23 protein-coding genes and 1 tRNA gene are annotated in these 24,527 nt (G+C 75.2%); 10 read left to right on the forward strand and 14 right to left on the reverse strand.

Annotation, left to right across the window (positions count from 1 at the left end; genetic code table 11):
* Nucleotides 1-249: 249 nt before the first annotated feature.
* Complete coding sequence (locus tag AC6I72_RS29270; RefSeq protein WP_498004133.1) at nucleotides 250-1,326, forward strand: hypothetical protein; 1,077 nt, start codon at nucleotides 250-252, stop codon at nucleotides 1,324-1,326.
* Between the two features lie 18 nt (nucleotides 1,327-1,344).
* On the opposite strand, the gene AC6I72_RS29275 is transcribed toward AC6I72_RS29270, so the two are convergent.
* Both AC6I72_RS29275 and AC6I72_RS29280 read right to left on the reverse strand, forming a co-directional pair.
* The gene (locus AC6I72_RS29275) at nucleotides 1,345-1,557 is read right to left on the reverse strand and encodes a hypothetical protein (protein ID WP_498004134.1); all 213 of its coding nucleotides are present in this window, start codon (nucleotides 1,555-1,557) and stop codon (nucleotides 1,345-1,347) included.
* A 517-nt stretch (nucleotides 1,558-2,074) separates the two neighbouring features.
* On the reverse strand, nucleotides 2,075-3,313 hold the full coding sequence (locus AC6I72_RS29280; protein WP_498004135.1) for a PP2C family protein-serine/threonine phosphatase: 1,239 nt from the start codon (nucleotides 3,311-3,313) through the stop codon (nucleotides 2,075-2,077).
* 362 nt (nucleotides 3,314-3,675) lie between these two features.
* On the opposite strand from AC6I72_RS29280, the gene AC6I72_RS29285 reads away from it, so the two are divergent.
* Both AC6I72_RS29285 and AC6I72_RS29290 read left to right on the forward strand, forming a co-directional pair.
* Nucleotides 3,676-4,491: an SAM-dependent methyltransferase gene (locus AC6I72_RS29285; protein ID WP_498004136.1), complete on the forward strand. Its 816-nt coding sequence runs from the start codon at nucleotides 3,676-3,678 to the stop codon at nucleotides 4,489-4,491.
* 33 nt (nucleotides 4,492-4,524) lie between these two features.
* On the forward strand, nucleotides 4,525-5,265 hold the full coding sequence (locus AC6I72_RS29290; RefSeq protein ID WP_498004137.1) for an SOS response-associated peptidase: 741 nt from the start codon (nucleotides 4,525-4,527) through the stop codon (nucleotides 5,263-5,265).
* A 42-nt stretch (nucleotides 5,266-5,307) separates the two neighbouring features.
* Here the strand turns inward: AC6I72_RS29290 and AC6I72_RS29295 are convergent, their stop codons facing one another.
* Complete coding sequence (locus AC6I72_RS29295; protein ID WP_498004138.1) at nucleotides 5,308-5,481, reverse strand: hypothetical protein; 174 nt, start codon at nucleotides 5,479-5,481, stop codon at nucleotides 5,308-5,310.
* Between the two features lie 205 nt (nucleotides 5,482-5,686).
* On the opposite strand from AC6I72_RS29295, the gene AC6I72_RS29300 reads away from it, so the two are divergent.
* Both AC6I72_RS29300 and AC6I72_RS29305 read left to right on the forward strand, forming a co-directional pair.
* Nucleotides 5,687-6,874 carry an AI-2E family transporter gene (locus tag AC6I72_RS29300; RefSeq protein ID WP_498004139.1) on the forward strand — a complete coding sequence of 396 codons (1,188 nt, stop codon included), beginning with the start codon at nucleotides 5,687-5,689 and terminating at the stop codon, nucleotides 6,872-6,874.
* Between the two features lie 108 nt (nucleotides 6,875-6,982).
* Entirely contained in the window at nucleotides 6,983-7,396 is a 414-nt protein-coding gene (locus AC6I72_RS29305; protein WP_498004140.1) for an SRPBCC family protein, read from the forward strand.
* Nucleotides 7,397-7,531: 135 nt separating this feature from the next.
* Here the strand turns inward: AC6I72_RS29305 and AC6I72_RS29310 are convergent, their stop codons facing one another.
* On the reverse strand, nucleotides 7,532-7,939 hold the full coding sequence (locus tag AC6I72_RS29310) for a hypothetical protein (protein ID WP_498004141.1): 408 nt from the start codon (nucleotides 7,937-7,939) through the stop codon (nucleotides 7,532-7,534).
* A 331-nt stretch (nucleotides 7,940-8,270) separates the two neighbouring features.
* Between AC6I72_RS29310 and AC6I72_RS29315 the strand changes: the two genes are divergently transcribed.
* The 4 genes from AC6I72_RS29315 (at nucleotide 8,271) to selB (ending at nucleotide 12,993) form a co-directional block, all read left to right on the forward strand.
* Nucleotides 8,271-8,825 (forward strand): hypothetical protein, encoded by a 555-nt coding sequence (locus tag AC6I72_RS29315; protein WP_498004142.1) that lies wholly within the window; start codon nucleotides 8,271-8,273, stop codon nucleotides 8,823-8,825.
* 72 nt (nucleotides 8,826-8,897) lie between these two features.
* Nucleotides 8,898-9,584, forward strand: a complete 687-nt coding sequence (locus tag AC6I72_RS29320) for a hypothetical protein (protein ID WP_498004143.1) — start codon at nucleotides 8,898-8,900, stop codon at nucleotides 9,582-9,584.
* 194 nt (nucleotides 9,585-9,778) lie between these two features.
* Entirely contained in the window at nucleotides 9,779-11,173 is a 1,395-nt protein-coding gene (gene selA / locus AC6I72_RS29325) for an L-seryl-tRNA(Sec) selenium transferase (protein WP_498004144.1), read from the forward strand.
* 8 nt (nucleotides 11,174-11,181) lie between these two features.
* Nucleotides 11,182-12,993, forward strand: coding sequence for a selenocysteine-specific translation elongation factor (gene selB / locus AC6I72_RS29330; RefSeq protein ID WP_498004145.1), 1,812 nt, complete (start codon nucleotides 11,182-11,184; stop codon nucleotides 12,991-12,993).
* 13 nt (nucleotides 12,994-13,006) lie between these two features.
* On the opposite strand, the gene AC6I72_RS29335 is transcribed toward selB, so the two are convergent.
* Nucleotides 13,007-13,099, reverse strand: a tRNA-Sec gene (locus AC6I72_RS29335).
* A gap of 31 nt (nucleotides 13,100-13,130) precedes the next feature.
* On the opposite strand from AC6I72_RS29335, the gene selD reads away from it, so the two are divergent.
* Nucleotides 13,131-14,153, forward strand: a complete 1,023-nt coding sequence (selD, locus tag AC6I72_RS29340) for a selenide, water dikinase SelD (protein ID WP_498004146.1) — start codon at nucleotides 13,131-13,133, stop codon at nucleotides 14,151-14,153.
* 49 nt (nucleotides 14,154-14,202) lie between these two features.
* Here the strand turns inward: selD and fdh are convergent, their stop codons facing one another.
* The 9 genes from fdh to AC6I72_RS29385 form a co-directional block, all read right to left on the reverse strand.
* Entirely contained in the window at nucleotides 14,203-17,460 is a 3,258-nt protein-coding gene (gene fdh / locus AC6I72_RS29345; RefSeq protein ID WP_498004147.1) for a formate dehydrogenase, read from the reverse strand.
* A 165-nt stretch (nucleotides 17,461-17,625) separates the two neighbouring features.
* A complete protein-coding gene (gene nrfD, locus AC6I72_RS29350) occupies nucleotides 17,626-18,723 on the reverse strand; it encodes an NrfD/PsrC family molybdoenzyme membrane anchor subunit (protein ID WP_498004851.1) in 1,098 nt (365 codons plus the stop codon).
* A 224-nt stretch (nucleotides 18,724-18,947) separates the two neighbouring features.
* Complete coding sequence (locus AC6I72_RS29355; protein ID WP_498004148.1) at nucleotides 18,948-19,976, reverse strand: 4Fe-4S dicluster domain-containing protein; 1,029 nt, start codon at nucleotides 19,974-19,976, stop codon at nucleotides 18,948-18,950.
* Nucleotides 19,977-20,099: 123 nt separating this feature from the next.
* The gene (locus tag AC6I72_RS29360; protein WP_498004149.1) at nucleotides 20,100-20,489 is read right to left on the reverse strand and encodes a hypothetical protein; all 390 of its coding nucleotides are present in this window, start codon (nucleotides 20,487-20,489) and stop codon (nucleotides 20,100-20,102) included.
* Nucleotides 20,490-20,583: 94 nt separating this feature from the next.
* Entirely contained in the window at nucleotides 20,584-21,771 is a 1,188-nt protein-coding gene (locus AC6I72_RS29365) for a carboxylate-amine ligase (RefSeq protein WP_498004150.1), read from the reverse strand.
* Between the two features lie 57 nt (nucleotides 21,772-21,828).
* Nucleotides 21,829-22,281: a hypothetical protein gene (locus tag AC6I72_RS29370; protein ID WP_498004852.1), complete on the reverse strand. Its 453-nt coding sequence runs from the start codon at nucleotides 22,279-22,281 to the stop codon at nucleotides 21,829-21,831.
* A gap of 7 nt (nucleotides 22,282-22,288) precedes the next feature.
* Complete coding sequence (locus tag AC6I72_RS29375; RefSeq protein ID WP_498004151.1) at nucleotides 22,289-22,753, reverse strand: hypothetical protein; 465 nt, start codon at nucleotides 22,751-22,753, stop codon at nucleotides 22,289-22,291.
* 213 nt (nucleotides 22,754-22,966) lie between these two features.
* On the reverse strand, nucleotides 22,967-23,167 hold the full coding sequence (locus tag AC6I72_RS29380; RefSeq protein ID WP_498004152.1) for a hypothetical protein: 201 nt from the start codon (nucleotides 23,165-23,167) through the stop codon (nucleotides 22,967-22,969).
* Nucleotides 23,168-23,253: 86 nt separating this feature from the next.
* The gene (locus tag AC6I72_RS29385) at nucleotides 23,254-24,492 is read right to left on the reverse strand and encodes a cytochrome P450 (protein WP_498004153.1); all 1,239 of its coding nucleotides are present in this window, start codon (nucleotides 24,490-24,492) and stop codon (nucleotides 23,254-23,256) included.
* Between the last annotated feature and the right edge of the window lie 35 nt (nucleotides 24,493-24,527).

Consider the following 24,527-nt stretch of genomic DNA (forward strand, 5'->3'; position numbering starts at 1 on the left):
CCCCGGCTGCTTCCACCGCCCGACCGGGTCCGCTGGGCGGCGCCGAGGCGGACCGGCGGGGAGGCTGAGACGGACCGCCGGGACGGAGAGTGCGAGGCGGGCCGCCGGACGGTCGAGGGGGGCGCCGGAAGGCCGGGGTGGGCCGCCGAGACGAGGAGGCCGGGCCGGCCGCCCGAAGGTCGTGCAGGCCCCCCCGCCTCCCCTCGCTCCACCGGGCGCATGCGGTGCCCCGGACGGACACTGGACCGCATGACTCCTCGGTCCGTGTCCAGGGGCCGGCCGGTCGGGCGCCGGGCGGTGCTGCTCGGCATGGCGGGGACCGCGCTCGGCGCGGCGGGCTGGGCCGGCGTGTCCGGCTGCACCACCGCCGGACACCGCGGCTCCGCACCCACCGCGCCCGGACACGGCGTCAGCACCCGCGCCCCGGCCGGTGCCAGTACCGGCCCGCCCGCGTCCGGCGCCGCCTCACCGGCTCCCTCCGGTGCCGTTCCCGCGCTGCCCCGCACCAGGCCGTGGCGCCCCACGTCCGCCGAGGTCGAACCGGCGGCGAAACTGAGCGCCGTCGAGCTGATCGAGGCCTTGGGCGCCTGGCCGAGCGGCGGGGGCGGTCCGGCCGCGGCGCGGACCAGAGCGGCCGCGGCGCACCAGCGGCCGGCCCTGGCCGCCGAGGCCGGACCGCTGCTGCCCGCGGCCGACGAGGCGGTGCTCCAGGTGGTCGACGCCCAGTACGGCGGGATCCTCGCCGACTCGGCGAGCGTGCTCGTCGTGTGCCGGCAGTGGACCCGGCGGGGAGCCACCGTCACGGCGGGCGGTACGACGGTCGACGTACGGCTCGCCCGGAGCGGCCGCGGATGGATCGTCACCACCCTGCACCCGGCCCGGCCGGGCCCGCCCGAGGCGGCACCCCCGGCGGCCGTGCGCGAGGTGCTGGCCGACCCGCGGATCGAACTGCCGCCTGCCGCCGCGGCGGATCTGCGCGGCGGCCGCGTCCACGACAGCGTCCTCACCGCGATGCTCCGGCTGGCCGGGACGTACCGGATGTCCGTGAGCGTGGTCCGCTCCGGGCACCCCCTGGACGTCTTCGGCACCAGCCGTCCCAGCGACCATCCGCGCGGGCGGGCCTTCGACGTGTGGCGGATCGACGGCCACCCGGTCGTCGATCCGCGCACCCCCCGATCCCTGGTCGAGCACTTCATGCGGGACGCGGCGGGCGCCGGTTCCTACAACGTCGGCGGCCCGGTACGGCTGTCCGGCGGGATGCGGCCGAACCAGTTCTTCAGCGACGCCACCCACCACGACCACGTCCACGTCGGCTTCCGCACCTGAGCCCTGGGGGCGCGCGCGTCAGGCCAGCGCGAGCATCAGCGCGGCCACGAAGGCCAGGGCCGCCACGGGCACCACGACCAGCAGGGCGCACTCGGCCCAGGCCGGCGGGTCCCCGCCGTCCACCGCCAGACGATCGTTCTTCCGGCGTCCCGGGCCCGGCCCGCCGAAGGCCCGGCCGGAACCGAGCAGCGAGCGGCACCAGGGACAGTCACCGTCCTCCCACGTCTCCATGCCGCGCTCAACGACCGGCCGGGGCCCGGGCAACGCCTCCGGCGGCCATCGTGATGCGGCCGTCACCGGTCCGTGAGCAAGCGGTGCCCGGGCGAACGGTCCGGCCCGTCCCGCGCCGCCGGTGCGGGACGTCGGCGGCTGCGGCCTCACAGGCCCGGGATCCCGCGGGGCACCGGTACCGCGGGCACCGCCGCGTTCCCGCGCGCCGACGGCCCCGGCACCCCGTCGCCCGCTCCGGCGCCCCACGGCCGCAGGAGCGGCGCGCCGCGGCCGCCGTCCACCGGGGAGGGCGGGGGCGCGTCCGCGTGCGGCGCGCACGGCGGCCAGGAGAGGGGGCGGTCGGGGGAGGCCGGCACGGCCCGGGAGGTGCTGTCCATGCCGGGGCAACGGCGGACCCGAGCCGTCCGTACGGGTCCTGTTCCCTGCGCTCACCGCATCAGGTGAGGACACCGCTCCAACGGCCGCGTCCGCTCGTGCGACAAACAGCCCGCACGGGGTGCGGCACGACGGGTGCCGCTCACTCCTGGCCGGGAGTCAGCTCGGCCAGCAGCAGTGTCCGGTCGTCGGTGACGTCGTCGCAGCCGGAGCCGGCCAGCAGCCGCCGGCACAGCGAGGGCAGCGCGTCCGGCTCCCCCGAATCCGGTACGCCTTCCGCGCCGTCGTCGAGGGCGCGGGCCAGACGGGTGATGCCCTGGTCGATGTCGTGGGTGCGGGACTCGACCAGCCCGTCGCTGTAGAGCAGCAGCAGGGCGGGCTCGGACAGGTGCAGCACGGTCGGTTCGTACCGGCCCGTGCCCAGTCCGAGCGGCAGCCCCGGGGTGGCGAGCGAGACCGGCACCGCCGGGCCGCCGGGCCCGCGCACCAGCGGGGGCGGATGCCCGGCCCCGACGAACGTGCACGTGCGCAGATCCGCGTCCCACTCCGCGTACATGCAGGTGGCGAACGGCGCGCCGGGGGTGTCCCCGGCGACGGCGTCCAGCCGGTGCAGCAGTTCGCTGGGGCCGATGTCGAGGCCCGCCAGGGTCCGTACGGCGGTGCGCAGCTGGATCATGGCGACGGCGGACTCCGGTCCGTGGCCCATCGCGTCGCCGACGATCAGCCCGAGGCGGCGGCCGGCCCGGGGCAGGACGTCGAACCAGTCCCCGCCGATGACGTTGTCCTGTCCGGCGGGCCGGTAGCCGTGGGCGACCCGGCAGCCGTCGAAGGCCTGCCCGGTGTCGGGGAGCAGGCTGCGGCGGATGGCGAGGGCGGTTCGGCGCTCGCGTTCGTAGCGGCGGGCGTTGTCGAGCGCGACGCCGGCCCGGGAGCCGAGCGACTCGACGGCCACGGCCTCGCCCCGGGCGAACGGCTCCCGGTCCGGGCCGCGGGTGCAGGCGATGAAGCCGACGGCCGTGCCGCGCAGGCGCAGCGGCACGATGAGGAAGGACGCGGTGCGCAGCAGGGCGTCCACGCCCGCGTGGTCCGGCGCGGTCTTGCGCAGCCGTTCGACGGTGTGCTCGTCCACGCCGTCGAGCAGTTGCGTCTGCCCGGTCGCGATGGCCCGCGCGTACGGCGTCTCGCGCGGGAACACCAGCACCTCGTCGGCCGGGAGCAGGTGCTCCCAGTCCTCGGTGGCGTCCGCCCCTATGCGCAGGGCGAGCCTGCGGGCCTCGATCTGCGGGGGATCGGCCGTCCTGCGCGGCTGCTCCTCCAGGAGCCAGCGCTGGAGCAGGTAGACCGAGGCGGCGTCGCAGAAGCCGGGCGCCAGCGCGTGCACGACGTGGCGGCCGGTCAGCCGCAGATCGAGTTCCGAACCGATGGCGTCCGCGGCGGGCGAGAAGTGCCGGCGGCGGACCGCGGCCGAGGGCTGGGGGTGTTCGGACTCACGGGCGACGCGGGGTTCGGTGGGTTCTGTGTTCCGCAGGGTCGTTGCCTTCCGGGTGGGGCCGGTGTCGGCGTAGGGCGGTCCGGGCGTGCGGTCCGTGCGGTCGGGACGGGTGGCCGGGCGGGCCGGGGGAGCGGTCGGGTGCGGGTGGGGCTGCGGGTGCTGGGCGCGGGGCGGGCGGACAGGCGGTGGCGTATGCCGTGGGCAACTATATGATGCCCAGTCAAGGTCACCGGCGATCAGGGGAGTTGGTCATGCCCGACGAGGGAGACGGTCTGCCGCAGGGTGTCGATCCGGGCAAGGCCAGCGTGGCCAGGATGTACGACGCCATGCTGGGCGGGGAGCACAACTTCGCCATAGACCGGGAGGCGGTGGCCGCCTTCACGGCGATCGACCCCCAGGTGCGCACCCTGGCCCGCGCCAACCGCGCCTTCCTCGGCCGCGCGGTGCGCTTCCTGGTGGACGCGGGCGTCCGCCAGTTCATCGACCTGGGTTCCGGCATCCCCACCCAGGGCAACGTCCACGAGGTCGCCCAGGCGGCCGCCCCCGGTGCCCGGGTGGTCTACGTGGACAACGACCCGGTGGCGGTCGCGCACAGCGAGGCCCTGCTCGCCGACGATCCGGACGCGGCGATCGTGGCCGCCGACATCAGACGCCCCGAGGAGATAGTGGGCGCACCCGAGGTGCGCAAGCTCATCGACTTCGAGCAGCCGGTCGCCGTCCTGATGATCACGATCCTGCACTTCGTCACGCCGGAGGAGGATCCGGCCGGCATCGTGGCCGCGTTCCGGGACGCGCTGCCCGCCGGGAGCTGGCTCGCGCTGACCCATGCCACGGACGAGGACCGTCCGGACACCGCGGCCGCCGTCGGGCAGTTGTACCGCGACCGGGCGACCTCCCCCGTCACGGCCCGCTCCCACGAGGCGATCGCGGCCCTCTTCGACGGCTTCGACCTGGTGGAGCCGGGACTGGTCCACGTCCCGCTGTGGCGCCCCGACCGGGAGGACGAGATCCCGCGCGACCCCTCCTCGTACTGGGTGTACGCGGGCGTGGGCCGCAAGACCGCGTAGGCGGGCGCGCGCGGCCCGTGGCAGGCTGGCCACATGTGCGGCCGCTACGTCTCCACCCGCGGACCCGAGGAGCTGGCCCGGCACTTCGGGGTGAGCCGGTGGAACCCCGAGCAGACGCTGGAGCCCAGCTGGAACGTCGCGCCGACGGACGGTGTCTGGGCCGTCCTGGAGCGCCCCCCGCGCGGGGAGCGGGCGACGGCCGCCGCCCGGCGCGAGCTGCGGGTGCTGCGCTGGGGGCTGGTGCCGTCCTGGGCGAAGGACGTGAGGACCGGCGCCCGGCTGATCAACGCCCGGGTGGAGACCGTGCACGAGAAGCCCGCCTTCCGCCGCGCCTTCGCCGCACGCCGCTGCCTGCTGCCCGCCGACGGATTCTACGAATGGCAGCCGGCCGGGGCCGAGGGCGGCAGGACGCGCAAGCAGCCGTACTTCATCCACCCGCAGGACGGCACGGTGATGGCGCTCGCCGGGCTGTACGAGTACTGGCGCGACCCGTCGGTGAAGGACGACGAGGACCCGGCCGCCTGGCTGACGACCTGCACCGTCATCACCACGGACGCCACCGACGCGGCCGGCCGGATCCACCCGCGCATGCCGCTCGCGCTCGCCCCGGAGCACTACGACGCCTGGCTCGACCCCGGCCGCCGGGACCCCGGCGGGCTGCGGGAGCTGCTGACCCCTCCGGCGGACGGACGGCTCGACGTCCGGCCCGTCTCACCGGCCGTCAACGACGTCCGCAACAACGGTCCTGACCTCCTGGCCCGGGCCGCCCCCTGACGTCGCGCTCGTCCACTCGTCCGCCGGTGCACGGGGGCGCGCTCATCGCGCCGTCTGCGGCCTCGTGCGGCGCAGCAGCAGGAGCAACTGGGCGCGGTCGTCCCCGGACAGGGCGGCGAGGCACGAGGCGAGCACCTCGCCGGCGACCTGGTGACCGGTGGCCAGGACCCGTTCGCGCAGCTCGAACAGCCCGCCGCCACCACCGCCCCGGTCCATGCCCACCTGGGCCGGACGGGGACCCCTGCCCTCCGATGACCGGCACCCTGGCGCGTTGCGCCCCGGCCCCAGCCCGGCCGCACCGTACCGTGCTGTGGACGTGACCGGCGGCCGCCTGCCCGGGACGTGACGGGCGGCCGCGGGCCCCGAGGCGGCCGGCGGTCGGGTGCTCGGGGCGTGACCGGCGGTGGCAACGGGAGGCGCGGTGGCGGATGCGGGCGGTCCGGCGGCCGGGCGGGGCCGCGGGCGCCGGCCGGGCGAGGCGGTGCTGGGCAGCAGACCGGCGTACTCCGCACGGCTCGCGCCGCGCTTCCGCCCGGTGCGGACGCCGCCCGCCGCCGAGCACCCCCGGGCCGAGCGCACGGTGCCCTGGCTGCGTGTCGCCGCTTCCTACGCCTGGCGCCTCATCCTCGTCGGTGCCGCCGTCTACGGCGTCTTCACCGTCCTGGGCCGCTTCCAGCTCATCGCCGTGGCCCTGTTCGTCGCGCTGGTCGTCACCTCGGTCCTGCGCCCCTTCGCCGACCTGCTGAACCGGCTGCTGCCCAGGCCGCTGTGCGTCGCCGTCGTCCTCGTGGGCAGCGTGCTCCTCCTGTCCGGCCTGCTGGCCTTCGTGGGCGAGGCGGTGGCCGGCCAGTGGGGGCAGCTCACGTCCGAGCTGACCGGTGGCATCCACCGGATCGAGCAGTGGCTCCAGCGCCCGCCGTTCCGCCTCAGCCCCGGCAAGCTCTCCGCGCTGCAGGAGCAGTTCCTCTCCTATCTGTCCGCCCACCGGGCGAGCCTCGTCAACAGTGCCGTCAGCGGCCTCGGGCGCGTCGTCGAACTGGTGACGGCCGCCGCGCTCGCGCTGTTCACCTCCGTCTTCTTCATCCACTCCGGCGAGCGCCTGTGGAGCTGGGCGCGCGACCAGCTGCTGCCGAGCGGGGCCCGGGAGGTGTGGGACCGGGGCGGCCACGCGGCCTGGCGCGCGTTCGCCGGGTACACCCGCGGCATCATCATCGTCGCCGCCACCAACGCCGTACTCGTCGGTGTCGCCCTGTTCGTCCTGCGGGTGCCGCTCGCGCTGCCGCTGGCCCTGCTGGAGTTCTTCGCCGCCTTCATCCCGCTGGTCGGCTCACCGGTCGCCCTGGCGGTGGCCACGGTCGTCGCGCTCGCCGGGCGGGGGCCGGTCACGGCGCTGGCCGTGATCGTGCTCATCGTCGTCATCGGCGAACTCGAAGGCCACGTCCTGCATCCAGTGGTGATGAGCTGGGCGGTCCGGCTGCACCCGCTCGTGGTGGCCGTCTCCGTCATCGCGGGCAGCATCGTCGCCGGGGTGATCGGCGCGATCGTGGCCGTCCCCTTCGTCTCGGTCGTCTGGGCCGTCCTGCGGGCTCTGCGCCCCGCACCGACGTAGCGCCGCTCCGGTCCGGTTCCGCCCCGGGCAGCGCCGCGCGGGCTTTTCGGCCGGGCCAGAACGGGCACGCGGTCCTGGTACGACTCCGAGTCAAGGGACGGTGCCGCGATGTCCGAATACGAACGTTCCCGCACGATGCCCGCACAGCCCGAACAGGTCTTCGACCAAGCCGCCGACATCGGCCGGCTCGACGTGTGGATGCCCGGCGCCCTGCACGTGCGCGCCGAGGAACCGCCCGCCGTCACCGTGCACGAGGACGCCACGGGCGAGGACACCTCGGCGCTGCTGCGCGCCGAGCGCGACCAGATGCGGATCGAGTGGGGCACCCGCGAGCAGGGCGGCTACGCCGGCTGGCTCCAGGTCGCGGGCATCGGCAGCGGCGCCAGCGAGGTGACGGTGCACCTGTCCTTCTTCGAGGACAGCCACGACCCGGGGGAGCAGGCCGCCTGCGAGGCTCTCGACAGCAGCCTGCGGAGGCTGGAGGAGCAGGTGCGGATACGGGTCGACAACGCGGCCGGCTGAGCCGCGCCCCGTCCGGAGGAAGGCCGGCCCGCCGGGAAGCGGGACGGCAGAGAGCAGAGCGGGACGGCAGAGAGCGGACACGCCGCGGCGTGCGGTCCGGAGACCGCACGCCGTGGCTCGAGTGGATCCGTTCGGTCAGCGACCGCCGCCACCACCGCCGCCGTGACCGCCGCCACCGCCGCCGTGGCCGCCGCCACCACCGTGGTCGCCGCCACCGCCGCCGTGGTCGCCACCACCACCGTGGTCACCGCCGCCGCCGTGGTCACCGCCACGTCCGCCGAAGTCGCCGCCGTGGTCACCGCCACGTCCGCCGAAGTCGCCGCCGTGGTCGCCACCGCGTCCACCGTGGTCGCCGTAGCCGCCGCCGCAGCTGTCCCACCATCCGTAGTCCGAGCAGTCGCGGCTGTAACCGGAGTGGTCGTGTGAGTTGTAGTTCGAGTCATGGGCCGATGCGGTCCCGGCCGCCCCGATCGCGGCGCCGCCGGCCATCATGATGCCGGCCGCGGACACGGCGAAGAGGCGCTTGACGCGCTGTGCTCGCATGGGTTGTACCTTTCCTTCCATCGTCTCGCGCATGAAACCGCGCGAGAATGATGGCCGCGCCCGTCTGCCAGAGGATGTGCGGCGCGGTCGTCGGCGTCACAGCCGGAGGTGCGACACGTCCGGCGGGCCCCGCGGTGGAGGCCTCGCCGGAGGGGCATGCCCCGGTTGCGGCTCTCACTGGTAGACGCTAGTCGCCCGTTCGCGTGACGGCATCTTGAGCGGCGGGTGCGGACCGGGACAAAAATCAGGGCGAAAAAAGGTGGAACCCGACACCCGCGCATAATGCCACCGATGTCGGGCACGCGGAGCAGTGCCCAAGGGGGTGCATCACATGTCCACGGGAACACTTCTCGCCATCATCATCCCAATCGTCGTCGTGCTGGCCCTGATCGCCGTGGCGGTTTCGCTGCTGACACGGCGCCGCCGCCTCCGCAGGCGCTTCGGCCCCGAGTACGAACGGACCGTCCAGGGCGCCGAAAGCCGCAGGGCGGGCGAGCGCGAACTCAAGGACCGCGAAAAGCGGCACGACTCGCTGGACATCAAGCCGCTGCCCGCCGTCTCGCGGGACCGCTACACACGCGAGTGGAGCAGCGTCCAGGAGGAGTTCGTGGACCGGCCCGAGGACGCGGTGCACGACGCTGACCGGCTGGTGACCTCGCTGATGCACGAGCGGGGCTACCCCACCGGCGGTTTCGAGCAGCAGGCCGCCGACCTGTCGGTCGAGCACGGCCGGACGCTCGACCACTACCGGGCCGCCCACGAGATCGAGACGCTGAGCACCAGCAGCCAGGCCACCACCGAGCAGTTGCGCGGCGCCATGGTGCACTACCGCGCGCTCTTCGACGAACTGCTCTCCGACGGAGGCCGGGCACCCGCCCGGTCCTGACACCCGGCCTGCCACCCCGGCCGGCGCCCGCCTGACGACACCGACGACGCCGGCCCGGCAGGGAGGAACACCATGCACAGAGACAAAGACCAGCCGAGCCGCTTCAGCGGCGGCCTGTCCACCGAGGACCTGGCGCAGCAGCCGTCCGGCGCCCCGGAACGGACCGGCGGCGAACCGGGGACGGCCTCCCGCGAAGCCCCCCTCTACCCGGGGGAGAGCACCGGCACCCCGTCACCGGGCAGGGCCGGCAGCGCCACGACCCCGCAGCGGGACCGGCCCGACCAGAGTGCCGGACAGGAACGGTCCGCGGGCGCGGGCGCGGGCGCGACCGCGGACACGGAGGCGGCTGCGGACACCTCGGTTCCCGGCACGGCGAGGACCGCGCAGACGGCCACAGGCCAGGACACGGCAGAGGGCCCGGCGGCAACGGGAAGCCCGGACACCGCCCGGACCCCCGAGACGACCAGGCCCGCCGGTGACGGCGAGGACGCTCCCCGGCTGCTGAGCACCGAGGACGAGCAGGGGTTCCGCGACCGCTGGCACGAGACGCAGAGCAAGTTCGTCGACGACCCGCGCGAGGCCGTGCACGCCGCCGACACCCTGGTCGCCGACGTCATGCAGACCCTGGCCGCCACCTTCGCCCGGCACAAGGAGGAGCTGGAGGGGCAGTGGAGCCAGGGCGAACAGGTGGACACGGAGGAGCTGCGGAAGGCGCTGCGCCGCTACCGGTCCTTCTTCAACCGGCTGCTGAGCACCTGACGCCCGGCTGCCGAGCACGTGACGGCCGTCGGCCCGGGGCCTGACGGCCGTCCGCTCCTGACGGGCCGAAGCGTACGGAGGTGTCCTCCGCCGCCGCCGGGGTACCGGCGTGTCGTGCGGAGGACCGCCGTCGCTGAGGGACGATGGGCCCGCCAGGACGGCCGGGAGAGCGGGCTCGGAACGGAGGGGCTGCGGTGGACCAGCGGGTCGCGGGGCAGCGGGAGCGTGGCACGGCCGCGACCACGGGGGCGCCCGGGGCCGATGCCCACGGCACCACCGCCCGGGACCGGCCGGCGCCGGACGCCCGGCGGCGGATTCCCCGCACCGACGCCGTCCTGCGCGACCCGCGACTGCTCCAGGCCGCCGGCCGGCTCGGGCCGCGGCCCGTGAAGGCAGCCGTACGGCAGGCGCAGGAGCAGGCGCGCCACGGCACGGTGGCCCCCGAGGACGTCGCGGACACCGCCCTCGCGCTGCTAACGCCCACGGCCGGCGGACTGCGCCCCGTGATCAACGCCACCGGCGTCCTCCTGCACACCAACCTCGGCCGGGCGCCCCTGTCGGCGGCGGCCCGGCAGGCGGTGCAGGACGCGGCAGGCCCCACCGACGTCGAACTCGACCTGAACGCCGGTGTCCGCGCCCGGCGCGGCCGCAGCGCCCTGGCCGCGCTGCGCGCACGCGTGCCGTCGGCGCACGCCGCGCACGTCGTCAACAACGGCGCCGCCGCGCTCGTCCTCGCGGCGACCGCGCTCGCCGCCGGGCGCGAGATCGTCATCAGCCGCGGCGAGATGGTGGAGATCGGCGACGGATTCCGCCTGCCGGACCTGCTGGTCTCCACCGGCGCCCGGCTCCGCGAGGTCGGCACCACCAACCGCACGGCGGTCGCGGACTACGCCGAGGCCGTCGGCCCGCAGACCGGGTTCGTCCTGAAGGTCCACCCGTCCAACTTCCGGATCAGCGGCTTCACCCGCGCCGCCGCCACCCGCGACCTGTCGGCGCTCGGCGTCCCGGTCGTCGCCGACATCGGCTCCGGCCTGCTCGCCCCCCACCCGCTGCTGCCCGAGGAACCCGACGCCACGACCGAACTGCGGGCCGGCGCGGCGCTGGTGACCGCCAGCGGGGACAAACTGCTCGGCGGCCCCCAGTGCGGACTGCTCCTCGGCGACACCGGCCTCGTGCACCGCCTCGCCCGGCACCCGCTCGCCCGCGCGCTGCGGGTCGACAAACTGACACTCGCCGCGCTGGAGGCGACCCTGACGGGCCCCGCGACCCCCACCGCCACGGCCCTCACCGCCGACCCCCGGGAGCTGGCCCGCCGCGCCGGGCAGCTCGCCGCCGACCTGAGCGGCGCCGGCCTCGACGTACGGGCCGTCGCCTCGGCCGCCACGGTCGGCGGCGGCGGCGCACCCGGCGTGACACTGCCCAGCGCGGCCCTCTCCCTGCCGGAATCCTGGGCCGCGGCCCTGCGCACCGGCCCGCTGCCCGTGGTGGGGCGGGTCGAGGGCGGGCGGTGCCTGCTCGACCTGCGGGCCGTGCCGCCCGAGGACGACGAACGGCTGGCCGAAGCCGTGCGCCGGGCCGCGGAAAGGTAGGCGGCACCATGCGGGTCCTGGCCACCGCCGGCCACGTCGACCACGGAAAGTCCGCCCTCGTGCGCGCCCTGACCGGGATGGAACCCGACCGCTACGAGGAGGAACGGCGCCGCGGGCTCACCCTGGACCTCGGCTTCGTGTGGACCCGGACCGCGCCGGACGGCGAGTACCTGGCCTTCGTCGACGTGCCCGGACACGAGAAGTTCGTCGCCACCATGCTGGCCGGGGCCGGGCCCGTGCCCGCCGTGCTCTTCGTGGTCGCCGCCGACCAGGGCTGGCAGCCCCAGTCGCAGGAGCACCTGGCGATCCTCGACGCGCTCGGCGTCCGGCACGCCGTGCTCGCCGTGACCCGCAGCGACCTCGCCGACCCCGAGCCGGTGCGCGCCGACGCCGTCCGGCGGCTGGCCGGCACCTCCCTGGGCACCGTGCCGTCCGTCGCGGTGAGCGCGGTGACCGGCGCCGGCCTCGACGGGCTGCGCGCCGAGCTGGCCCGCCTCGCCCGCACCCTGCCCGAACCGCCCGCCGACGCCGACGTACGGCTGTGGCTGGACCGTGCGTTCACCGTGCGCGGGCACGGCACCGTCGTGACCGGCACGCTCGGCGCGGGCACCCTGCGCGTGGGGGACCGCCTGGTGGCCTCGGACGGCACCACCGCGCTGCGGGTACGCGCGCTGCAGTGCCTCCAGCAGGAACGCACGGCCGTCACCGGGGTGGCGCGGGTCGCGGTCAACGTGCACGGCCCCCTGGACGGAGCGCTGCGCCGCGGGGACGTGCTGCTCACCCCCGACCGCTGGCTGCTCACCGACCTGGCCGACGTCCGCGTCTGCGGCGAAGGAACCGCTGACCTGCCGCGGACGCTGCGGCTGCACCTCGGCACGGCCGCCGTCCCGGTGACCGTGCGCCCCCTGGGCGAGGACACCGCGAGGCTCACCCTGAGCCGGCGCCTGCCGCTGCGGGTGGGCGACCGGGCGGTGCTGCGCGAGCCGGGCGGCGGCCGGCCGCCCTCCGCGGCGACCGTCCTCGACGTCCGGCCCCCGCGCCTGGAGCGGCGGGGCGCGGGCCGGGCCCGCGCCGCACAGCTGGCCGCACTGACCGGCCGGCCCGACGGCGCCGCGGAACTGCGCCGCCGCGGCATCGTCCGCCGCTCGGAACTGCTGGCCATGGGCGTGCCCGCGCCCACCGCGCCGGTGACCGGCGACTGGCTGGCCGACCCGGCGCACTGGGCCCGGCTGCGCGAGCGGCTGGCCGCCGAGGTCGAGCGGTACGCCGAACAGCACCCCATGGAGCCGGGCCTGCCCGCCGAAGCGGCCCGGCGGCTGCTCGGCCTGCCCGACCGCACCCTCGTGGACGCCCTGGCCCGCACCCCCGGCGCCACCGGGCTGCTCGGCGAGGAAGGCCGCTTGTACGTCCCGGCCCGGGCCCGCCCCGCACTGCCGCCGCCCCTGCAGGCCGCCGTCGACGCCGTGCGCGAGGAGCTGGAGAAGGCGCCCTTCCGTGCCCCCGAGGCCGACCGCCTGGCCGAACTCGGGCTGCACCGCAAGGCGTTGGCCGCCGCCGTCCGGGCGGGCGCGCTGCTGCGCGTCACCGAGGGAGTCGTCCTGCTGCCGGGCGCGGACACCGAGGCCGCCGCCGTGCTGCGCAGGCTGCCGCAGCCCTTCACCCTGAGCGAGGCGCGCAGGGCCCTCGGCACCACCCGCCGGGTCGCCGTCCCGCTGCTGGAACTCCTCGACGCCCGCGGACACACCGAACGCGTCGACGACCTGCACCGCCGCTGCCGGCCGGGAACCACGAAGGACCGGGAAGCCGCGGAAGACACCTGAGAAGAAGGCGGGACGGAGGCGGACGGGAATCGAACCCGCCTGCCCGAGATCCTCGGACACCTCGGTTTTGAAGACCGGGAGGGCCACCAGGCACCCACACGCCTCCACCGCCCGCCAGGCTACCGGAAGGACCCGGCATGACCGCCAGCAGCGAAACGCCCGTACGGCTGACGCAGTTCGCCCACGGCGGCGGCTGCGCCTGCAAGATCCCGCCCGGCGAACTGGAGGACCTGCTCGGCGGACTGACCCCGCCGCCGGCACCGGACGACATCCCGATGCTGGTCGGACCGGCCACCGGCGACGACGCGGCGGTCGTCGCCCTGCCCGCCCCGGACGGCTCCGCGGCCACGGCACTGGTGTCCACCGCCGACTTCTTCACCCCGGTCGTCGACGACCCCTACGACTGGGGCCGCATCGCCGCGGCCAACGCCCTGTCCGACGTGTACGCCATGGGCGGCCGCCCGGTCCTCGCCGTGAACCTCCTGGCCTGGCCCCGCGGCGTGCTGCCCTTCGAGCTGGCCCGCGAGGTGCTGCGCGGCGGCCTCGACATCGCCGCCGAGGCCGGCTGCCACGTCGGCGGCGGGCACAGCGTGGACGACCCGGAACCCAAGTACGGCATGGCCGTCACCGGTCTCGTCGACCCCGGCCGGCTGCTGCGCAACGACGCCGGCCGGCCCGGCCTGCCGCTGTCCCTGACCAAACCGCTGGGCCTCGGCGTGCTGAACAACCGCCACAAGGCCACCGGGGAACGGTTCGCGCAGGCGGTGGCGGCCATGACGGCCCTCAACCGTGACGCGGCGGCCGCCGCCGTCGCCGCGGGGGCCCGCTGCGCCACCGACGTGACGGGTTTCGGACTCCTCGGCCACCTGCACAAACTGGCGCGCGCCTCGGGCGTCACCGCGGTGCTCGACACCGCCGCCGTGCCCTACCTGGACGGCGCCCGGGAGGCCGTACGCGACGGCTACGTCAGCGGCGGCACCCGGCGCAACCTGGAGTGGGTGGCCCCCTTCACCGACTTCGGCGCCACCGACCCGGACACCCGGCTGCTGCTGGCCGACGCCCAGACCTCCGGCGGCCTGCTCGTCGCCGGGGAGGTGCCCGGGGCCGCGGTGATCGGCGAACTGGTCGCTCCCGGCCCGCACTCGCTCGTCCTGAGATGAGCGGACGAGGAGCCGGCCGCGCCGGGACCGCCCCGGGGCCGTGTGCCGGTCAGGGCTCGGTCCCCGTGCGGTCGTCGATGCCGGCCCGCTCCCGGTAGGCGCGCACCAGCGCCGGTGCGGCGGGGCCGCGGGGGCGGCGCCCCGGCCGGATGTCGACGGCGAACGCCTTGGTCTCCTGGATGTGCGTGTTGGGATCCAGGGACAGATGCACCAGCTCGTTGGCGGCGTCACCCGTGCTGAGGCCGTTGGGGCCCCAGTGGTAGGGCAGCCCCACCTGGTGCAGGGTGCGGCCGTGCACCCTCAGCGGCGGCACCCGGTCGGTCACCAGCACCCGCGCCTCGACGACACCCCGGGCGCTGACGATCGTCGCCCACCCGGTGTGTTCGAGCCCGCGCTCGGCGGCCAGTTCCGGCGACACCTCGCAGAAGAACTCCGGCTGCAGCTCCGCCAGATAGGGCTGCCAGCGGGACATCCCGCCCGCCGTGTGGTGCTCGGTGAGCCGGTAGGTGGTGGCCACGTACGGGTACACCTGCGAGCCGGGCTCGTCGCCGCTGGGCTGGTAACGGTTGTCCGGGACGGACGGCATGACCTGCCGCACCGGGTTGCGCTGCCGGCCGTACAGCAGGTTCGGGAAGGGGGAGTCCTGCGGCTCGTAGTGGGTCGGCAGCGGCCCGTCGGTGAGTCCGGAGGGCACGTACAGCCAGGCCTTCCCGTCGGCCTGCATGATGAACGGGTCGGTGCCCGAGAGCGCTTCGGGACCGGTGGCGTCCGGCGGTGGCCGGTGGCCGGGCGCCTTGTCCTTCTTGAAGTCGGGGACGTCGTGGCCGGTCCACTCGCCCGCGTCGGCGTCCCACCACACGAGCGCCTTGCGCTCGCTCCACGGCCTGCCGTCGGGGTCCGCCGACGCCCGGTTGTACAGGATGCGGCGGTTGGCGGGCCACGCCCACCCCCACTCGGATGCCACCCAGTCCTGCTCGCCGCCGGGCCTGCGCCGCGCGGCCTGGTTCACCCCGTCGGCGTACACCCCGCAGTAGATCCAGCAGCCGCAGACCGTGGAGCCGTCGGACGCGAGCTGCTCGTAGGAGGCCAGCGGGCGGCCCTCGGCGTCGCGGCCGTTGATCTCCGCCAGGACCTCCTCCGCGTCGGGCTCGGCCCGCTCGCCCTTCGTCCCGTAGTCCCACGTCAGGTCCAGCACCGGCCGGTCCATCGGATCGGCCGACCCGGCCAGCTTCTCCCGGATGATCCGCCCGAGGTGGTAGGTGAACCACAGGTCGCTGCGCGCCTCCCCGGCCGGCTCGACGGCCTGGTGGTGCCACTGCAGCAGCCGCTGCGTGTTGGTGAAGCTGCCGTCCTTCTCGGTGTGCGCGGCGGCCGGCAGGAAGAACACCTCCGTGCCGATGTCCTCCGTGCGCAGCTCGCCGGTCTCGATCTCCGGGCCGTCCTTCCACCAGGTGGCCGACTCGATCAGCGAGAAGTCCCGCACGACGAGCCAGTCCAGGTTGGCCATGCCCAGCCGCTGCATCTTGGAGTTGGCCGAACCGACCGCCGGGTTCTCACCCATGAGGAAGTAACCCTTGCAGACGCCCTCCAGCTGGGCCGTCACCGTCTCGTAGGTGGAGTGCGAGCCGGTCAGCCGCGGCAGGTAGTCGAAGCAGAAGTCGTTCTCCGCCGTCGCCGCCTCACCCCAGTAGGCCTTGAGCAGGCTCACCATGTAGGCGCGCATGTTGCCCCAGTAGCCCTTGCGGGCCGCCTCGCCGCGCACGAAGGCGTCCAGGTCCTCGTTGCGGTGCGCGTACGGCATCGGGATGTACCCGGGCAGCAGGTTGAACAGGGTGGGGATGTCCGTCGACCCCTGGATGGAGGCGTGCCCGCGCAGCGCCATGATCCCGCCGCCCGGCCGGCCGATGTTGCCGAGCAGGCTCTGCAGCACGGCGGCGGCCCGGATGTACTGCACCCCCACGGTGTGCTGGGTCCAGCCCACCGCGTAGGCGAACGCGGTGGTCCGCTCCCGCCCGGAGTTCTCCGTGACTAGCTCGCACACCTGCCGGAACAGGTCCTGCGGCACCCCGCAGATCCGCTCCACCAGCTCGGGCGTGTAGCGGGCGTAGTGCCGTTTGAGCACCTGGAACACGCACCGCGGGTGGCTCAGGGTCTCGTCCCGTTCGGGCTCGTCCTCACCGATGGCGGGGCCGCCCGAGCCGTGGGACTCGCTGCCCGCCGCCTCGCTCACCGGGGCGCCGCCGGTGCGCTTGCCGTACTCCTCGTCGCGCTGTCCGGAGGCCGCCTGCATCTCGGTGCCCTCGTACTGCCAGCTCGTGTTGTCGTAGCTGCGGCTGTCGGGGTCCAGCCCGGAGAACACCCCGTCCAGGTCCTCGGTGTCGCGGAAGTCCTCCCGCAGCACCACCGGCGCGTTGGTGTACGCGACGACGTAGTCACGGAAGTACGCGCCGGTGCTCAGCACGTGGTTGATGATCCCGCCGAGGAAGGCGATGTCCGAGCCCGCGCGCAGCGGCACGTGCACGTCCGCGAGCGCGCTGGTGCGGGTGAACCGCGGGTCCACGTGGACCACCTTGGCGCCGCGTGCCTTGGCCTCCATCACCCACTGGAACCCGACCGGATGGCACTCGGCCATGTTCGAGCCCTGGATGACGATGCAGTCCGCGTTCTGCAGGTCCTGCTGGAAGGTGGTCGCGCCGCCGCGGCCGAACGAGGTTCCCAGACCGGGAACGGTGGAGGAGTGTCAAATACGCGCCTGGTTCTCGATCTGGATCGCCCCGAGCGCCGTGAACAGCTTCTTGATGAGGTAGTTCTCCTCGTTGTCCAGCGTCGCCCCGCCCAGACTGGCGATGCCGAGCGTGCGCCGGGTGCGTGTGCCGTCGGCCTCCCACTGCCAGCCCGCGCGCCGCGCCTCGACGACCCGGTCGGCGATCATGTCCATCGCCGTGTCCAGGTCCAGGCGCTCCCACTCGGTGCCGTGCGGACGCCGGTACAGCACGTGGTGCTCGCGGGAACTCCCGGTGGTCAGCTGGAGGCTGGCCGAGCCCTTGGGACACAGCCGCCCGCGGGAGACCGGGGAGTCGGGGTCGCCCTCGATCTGCGTGACCCGCTCGTCCTCGACGTACACGTTCTGGCCGCAGCCCACGGCGCAGTAGGGGCAGACCGACTTCACGACCCGGTCGGCGGAGGCGACCCGGGGGGTGAGCCGCGCGGTGGGCCCGCTCTTGGCCGCGGCACCCCGGCCCAGCGGGTCGGTGCCGGTGAGCTGGCGGTAGACCGGCCAGGAGTCGATCCAGGTGCGTACACCCATGACCTGGCCCTCCTCTCCGGTGACGGCGCTCCGTGGAGCGGCGCGGTTGCTGCGGGGTTCCCCGCCCGCGCCCGGTGAAACCGGACCCGCGGCGGGGGGTGCGTGGCCGTACGGCCGCCGGGCGCTCACCCGACCGGCGGTGGCCCGGCGGGCGCCGTGCCGCCGTCAGCCGGCGCGGGCGCGCAGCCGCTCCCGCTGGGGTACGACCGTGTACCGGGGATCCTCGGCCGAGGCCACGCCGGCGTGGAACACCCCGAAGCGCAGCGCGGCCGAACCCGTCAGCAGCGCCGCCCCCGCGACCGCCGCCGGCACCCGGCCGCCGCGCCCGCGCCGCCTAGGCCCTGTCGTCACATTCCCGCCTGCCTCGCGACGCCATGCACGCACTCTCGCCGCACCGGGCCCAGACCCGAGTACGTCCAGTACGAGGGTCAGGGCCCGGCACGCCGAGAGCACGCACCTGACGCCGCGAGGCCCGCCCTCCGGGCGGACGACGGGAATTTGACGACAGGACCTAGCGCCCCGGCCCGCGTACGCCGCCAGCGCGGCGCCGCCCGCGGTCAGCAGCTCCGCCGCCCGCAGCAGCCGGTGCGGCCGGCCCTGCTCGAACGGCTCGGCCGCCAGGCCCATCCCGCGCTTCATCCGCCGGAAGGCGCCCAGCTCCAGCGCGGCACCCAGCACGGCCAACCGGCGCGCGGGTCCGGCCTGGCGCAGCGGCGCGCAGAGGAGGGCCAGCCCGGCCGCCGCGCTCGCCCCCGACCCCGCGAAGACGAACGGCAGTTCCCGGTAGCCCTCGTGCCAGGACGGCACCGCCGTGTCGGAGAGCAGCACGGCCGTGTACGTGGCCACCGCCGGACCCAGCACGGCCGCCCCGGCGGTGGCGCCCGCCCCGGCGAGCCGCGCGCGGCCCGTGAGGTCGGCGGCAACGGCGGCCAGGGTCAGCGGCGCGTACCCGGCCAGCAGCCACGAGCCCGTGTTCATCGGCGAGGTGGGCTTGAACACGCGGAGCATGTTCAGGAAGCGCGCGGGCCGGCCGAGGTCGTGCACCAGCGCGCCCAGGGACAGGCTGATGGCACCCGCCGCGCCCAGCTTCGCCACCCGCGCCAGACCCGGCCGCCCGGTGCCCTGCCCGCCTGCCGCCAGCAGGGACGACGCGCCCGCCAGCCCGCCGAGGTAGAGGTATCCGGCGATGTCGACCGGCTTCCAGGTGGGCTTGTTCAGGACCGGTTCGCCGTAGTACGAGGAGAACGCCGCCTCGGGCACCATCGACTGCTCACCGCGTCCGCGCCGGCCGCGTCCGGACCGGCCGGTGCGCCCGGAGCGGTCCGTGTGTCCCGGCCCGCCGGCCGGTCCGGGCGCCGGAGCCTGCCGGCCGGGGCGCGCGCCCTGGACACCGTCGCGGGTGACGGCCGGTCCGCCGTCCGTTCCGTCGCTCGCGCCAGGGCCCCGCCCGCCGTCCGGTCCCGGCTGCCTCGCGTCGCCCGGTCCGCTCATCGGGGCCTCCTCACGAAGCTCGCGAAGCCCAGGGCGGCGAGCGACGCGGCGGCCATCGCCGCGTGCTTCCACATCGCCGGCAGGTCGCGGGTGGTGACCACCGGGTCGGGCGGCAGCCCGTAGACCTCGGGCTCGTCGAGCAGCAGGAAGAACGCGCCGTCGCCGCCGACCCCGTCCTGCGGGCTCTCGCCGTAGAGCCGGGCCCCGGTGACGCCGGCCGAGTGCAGCCGCTCCACCCGGCCGGCGGCCCGCTCCCGCAGCTCCTCCAGCGGGCCGAACTGGATGGATTCAGTGGGGCACGCCTTCGCGCACGCCGGTTCCATGCCGACCCCGAGCCGGTCGTAGCACAAGGTGCACTTCCAGACCCGGCCGTCCTCCTCGCGCTGGTCGATGACCCCGTAGGGGCAGGCCGGCACGCAGTACCCGCAGCCGTTGCACACGTCCTCCTGGACCACCACCGTGCCGAACTCGGTGCGGAAGAGCGCTCCGGTGGGGCAGACGTCCAGGCAGGCCGCGTGCGTGCAGTGCTTGCAGACGTCGGAGGACATCAGCCAGCGCAGCTCCGTCCGCCCGTCGGGGGCGGGTGGGGACACCGGGGCATTCGGGGGGACCGGAGAAGCAGGTGAAGCCGGGGAGGCCCGGGGGGTGTCCAGGGCGCGGGCGGCCTCGAACACGTCGAACCCCTCGGCGCCCGCCGCGCCTTGCGCGGGGCCGGCCGGCCTCGTCTGTTCGATGAAGGCCACGTGCCGCCAGGTGTTCGCGCCCAGGCCCCGCGTGTTGTCGTAGGACATGCCGGTGAGCCCCAGCCCGTCCTCGGGCACGGAGTTCCACTCCTTGCACGCCACCTCGCACGCCTTGCACCCGATGCAGACGGAGGTGTCGGTGAAGAAGCCCATGCGCGGCGGGGCGTCGGGGTAACCGGCGGCCCGGGCCACGTCGGGCTGCGGTCCGGACAGCAGGCCGCCGGACGCGCCCGGACGGCCGCCCTCCGTCCGGTCCACCGCCGCGGTGTCGCGCTCGCTCATGTCCGGCCTCCTCGCTCGGCGCCCGTCCGGGCACGCTCCGCCGTCCGCGGCGGTGCGGCCGACGGGCCCGCCCCGGGTGCCCGCCGGGCAGGCCTCCGAAACCGGGTCCTGGTGCCCGGCCCGTCAGGGCTGCGGGCCGTGCGGCCGGTGCGCGTTGTGCCAGGCGATGGCGCGCCGGATCTCCGGTGCGTGCAGGCCCGTGCGGCAGCCGAGCTGCCCCATGGTGAGCGCCGGGGTGCCGCCGCTCAGCGCGCGGTCGATCTTGGCCGCCCAGAGTTCCTCCTGGACGAAGGGGCGGTGGCGGTAGCGCTCCTGGACGGCGGCGAAGTGCGTTTCACTGCACGCGGTGACCAGCCGCAGCCCGTCGAACCAGTCCGCGGTGGGGTGCACGGCGGACGAGTCCGGCACGTACCCCCGCACCGCCTCGTCCGCCGGGAAGGTCAGGGCGCACAGGTCGCACAGTTCCAGCGGCACGGGTACGGCGGACCGTACGCCCTTCCTGCGCTTCCACATGGCGACTCCCCGGCTGCAGCGCGCTCGACACAAGGAGTTGCCCGTCCGGCGCATTCCGAAACGCCCCGGGGAGCGCCGGGCCGAGGTCCGCCGCTCACGTCCCCCGGCCGGTACCGGGGCCCGGCGCGAGCGGGCGGGAGGCGGCGGCGCCCGCGGAACGGCCGGGGCCGCCGGAGCGGGCCGCTGCGGCGGGCCGGGCCGCGGCACCGCGGGTCTCGGCGGCCAGCAGCCGTACGGCGGCGGCCTGCCCCAGCTGTTCGGCCGTGCACCGCAGTCGCCGCGCGGCGCTGCCGTCGGCCAGGGCCGCGTCCAGCAGTTCACGGACGGTGTCCCAGTCGCCGGACGCCTCCAGCGCCGGGCGGAACCGGGCCGGCATGCCCGCCAGGACCGTCCGGGCGGGGGCGGCACGGTGGGTGACCGGGTCGACCAGCGGGCCTTCGAGGCCCGAGCGCGCCGCCTGCCAGGTGGCGGCCCGCAGCCACTCGTGGTGACCGTCGCACCCGGGCGGGTCGCGCCGGGCGAGCCGGGCGCAGGCGTCGTGGACGAGCGCCCGGAAGAGCCCGGCCACCAGCACCACCGTCGTCACCCGCGGGCAGGCGTCGCAGATGCGCAGCTCCAGGGTCCGCAGGTGCGCGGAGGGCCGGACGTCGTAGTAGACCATTCCCGGGTCGCTGATGACCCCGGAGCGGATCAGGTCCCCCAGCAGGGCGTCGTAGGAGGCGGCTCCGGGGTGGCAGCCGGCCGGTCCTGCGGTGGGCCAGCGCTGCCACAGCATCGTCCGCCAGCTCGCGTAACCGGTGTCGGCACCGAGCCAGAACGGGGAGCTGGCGGAGAGCGCCAGCAGCGGGGGGAGCCACGGCGAGACCAGGCACATGGCGCGTACGGCCGTGTCCCGGTCGGGTACGTCGACGTGCACCTGCGCGCTGCAGACCAGCTGCTCGTCGGCGACCCGCCGGTACCGCTCGGCCATGTGCCGGTAGCGCGGGTCGTCGGTGACGTCGCCCGGGGCGAGCGCGGCCAGCGGGACGGTGCCTGCGGCCACCACGGCCAGTCCGAGCGAGGAGGCCGTCGCGGCGAGCCGGTGCCGGGACGCGGTCAGGTCTGCGAGCAGGCCGTCCAGGGTGTCGTGCACCCCGCTGTTGCTCTCCACGACCGACCGCTGCAGCTCGGGCGCGAACCCCGGCCCGCCCAGGCGTTCGAGGACGGCGCCGGCCCTGGGCACCAGCCGTCCGCTCTCGGCCTCCACGAGGTGGAACTCCTCCTCGGCCCCGATGCGCAACATCACGGTGCTTCCCCGCTCTCGTGGACCGGGCGGCCGCCCGGTGCCGGCGCCCACCGGTCAGCGCATGGCCCGGTACGCCGCCGTGGTGGTCAGGCCGTACACCAGGTGCGGCACGACGTCGGACACCCAGGACGCCAGGTCCCAGGAAGCGGGGTCGGTCAGCCGCAGGACGGTCGCGGGCGCGTTGGCTCCCGCCATGACGGCGGCGCCCAGCAGCGGTCCGGCCGTCCAGCCGGACAGCGCCGGGCGCCGGTGGCCGAGCAGGCCGTAGGCCACTCCCGCGCCCACCCCGGTGGCGTAGCCCATCAGCGCCCCGGCCGCCTGGGTGCGGTTCTCCTTCTCCTCACCGCCGCCGAGCGGGATCCGGGCGCGGCCGGCGAGCCGGCCGGCGACCTCGGCCGGGATGCCGCTGGACGGCCGCCCGCGCAGCAGCATGTCGCCGTACGTGACCACGTCCAGCGCGAGTGTTCCCGCGGCGCCCGCCAGCAGGCCCTTGGTGATCGGGTGCATCACGGGCTCAGTTCCACAGGGAGTAGGTGACCACGCGCCCGTACCCGTCCGGCCGGTTGCCGGGGAAGGCGAGGCTGAGCCGGGTGAAGTGCTCGAACCGCGGGTGCTTCTTCCAGGGCTCCGCGCGGTCCAGGCGCACGACGACCGGGTACGAGCGGAAGGTCCCGGCCGCGCAGTACGGCTTGCAGTCGTTGACGAGGTTGACGCCCTCGGCCACCGCCGAGCGGCCGTTCCACTTCGTCCAGTGCAGCGAGGACAGGCGGCTGTTGCCGTCGCCGCAGGCCAGGATGAACGCGTCGGGGCGCGTCTGCGGCTTCCAGAGGCAGTCGACGAACACGGGCTGCCGGTGCGTGGTGTGCGAGGCACCTGCTCCTGCCGGTGCCGCCTGTGCCGCGGAGGCCGTTCCCAGACCCGCGGTGAGCAGGACGGCTGCACCGAGCGTGACCGCGGTCCTCACTGTGTGTTCGCCCATGTCCGCTCCCAACCGACGACGTCAGAAACTCATCAACGACGCTACGACGGGGCGAGAGGTTGCACCACTCGGACGGAGCAGCGCTGCCTGGGCCGGGCGGGGAAGCGCCGCCGGGACCGGCCAGGAGCGGGCGGCCAGGAGCGGGGTCGTCCCCCGGACCGGCTGGAGTGGATGGGCCGGAGCCGTGTGCTCGCGCCGGACGGAGCCGTGCCGTCAGCCGGGGGACCGGTGCCGCGCGCTCGCGCCGAGCGACGGACCGCCGTCGTCCGGAGCGGACTGGCAGGTGTCGCACAGTTCGTGCTGACCGTCCTGGGTGACGACGGTCCCCCAGCCCAGACAGTGCTCGCAGTCACGAGCCAGGTCCAGGTCGGGGTGCGGCGGCGGGGTGGGGCTGTGGGGGGCTCCGTACGCCATGCGGGGGCGGCTCCTCGAAGTCGCGATCGGGATACTTATTCATTTTGTCTGATTTTTCTGTGTTGTCCAGAAGATTTTCGGGCTCGTCAGGCCAGCACGCCGTCGATCGCGACGTTCAGGTGCCGCGGGCCGCGCAGCACCGCGTTCTGCCGGTAGGGCGGCGGGTCCTCGACGAGCCGGGGGTTGTCCAGGCGCCGGGCCAGCTCGGTGAGCGCGATCTGCGTCTCCAGCCGGGCCAGCGGCGCGCCGAAGCACACGTGGACACCGCTGCCGAACCCGAGGTGCTGGATGTCCCCGCGGTCCGGGTCGAACCGGTCGGGGTCCTCGAAGCGCTCCGGGTCCCGGTTGCCCGCGCCCAGCACGAGCCAGATCCGCGAACCCCTGGGGATCGTCACCCCGCGCAGCTCGATGTCCGTGATGCAGGTCCGCGAGGGCACCAGCTGCACCGGGGGCTCGTAGCGCAGCAGTTCCTCGACGATGTTGACGCTGAGGCCCGGGTCCTCGCGCAGCCGCCGCAGGTGCTCCGGGTGGCGCAGCAGGGTGAGCATGCCGTTGGTGATGAGGTTGACCGTCGTCTCGTGGCCCGCGATGAGCAGCAGCACCGCCGTGCTGAGCACCTCCATCGTCGACATGGCCCCGTCCGGGCCGTGGCCGGCCGTCAGATCGGACAGCATGTCGTCGCGGGGCTCCTTGGCGCGCTGCTCCGCCAGCCCGGCCAGGTACATGCCGAGCTGGAGCCGGGCCTCCTGCGCGGCGCGCTGGACCGGCGCCTCCGGGTCGTCGCGCGAGTCCGGGTCCAGGCCGGCGACGATCGGGTCGACCCAGGTGCGGAAGCGCGGCTCGTCCTCGCGGGGCACCCCGAGGAGACGGCAGATCACCGTCACCGGGAAGGGGTACGCGAACTGGTCGACGAGGTCGACCTGCCGGGCGTCGCCGAGCCCGTCGAGGAGATCGGTGACGATACGTCCCAGCTCCTCGCGCATGGAGTCGATCCGATGCGGCCGGTGCGGCGGCCCGAACGAACTGTTGGCGATCCGCCGCAGCCGGTCGTGCTCGGGCGGGTCGAGCCGGATGAAGCTCGGCGGCAGGCCCGTCGCCTCCGGCCCCGACAGCTCGTCGGCGCCCGGCGTGGTGAGGTTGCCGGCGTCGGAGCTGATCCGGGGATCGTGCAGCAGGCCCAGGATGTCGTAGTAGGAGCTGATGACGTACGGGCCGCCCTCCTCCTCGTGCAGCACGGGCGTCCTGCGCAGTTCCGCGTAGAGCGGGTAGGGGTTGGCGCGGCTGGAGAAGTCGGTGATCCGGCGCATGAGCGACGGTTGCGTCATGGGAGGTCCTCGGGGTGTCCTCGGATGGGGCGGGT

The sequence above is a fragment of the Streptomyces sp. Xyl84 genome (genome assembly GCF_059731885.1).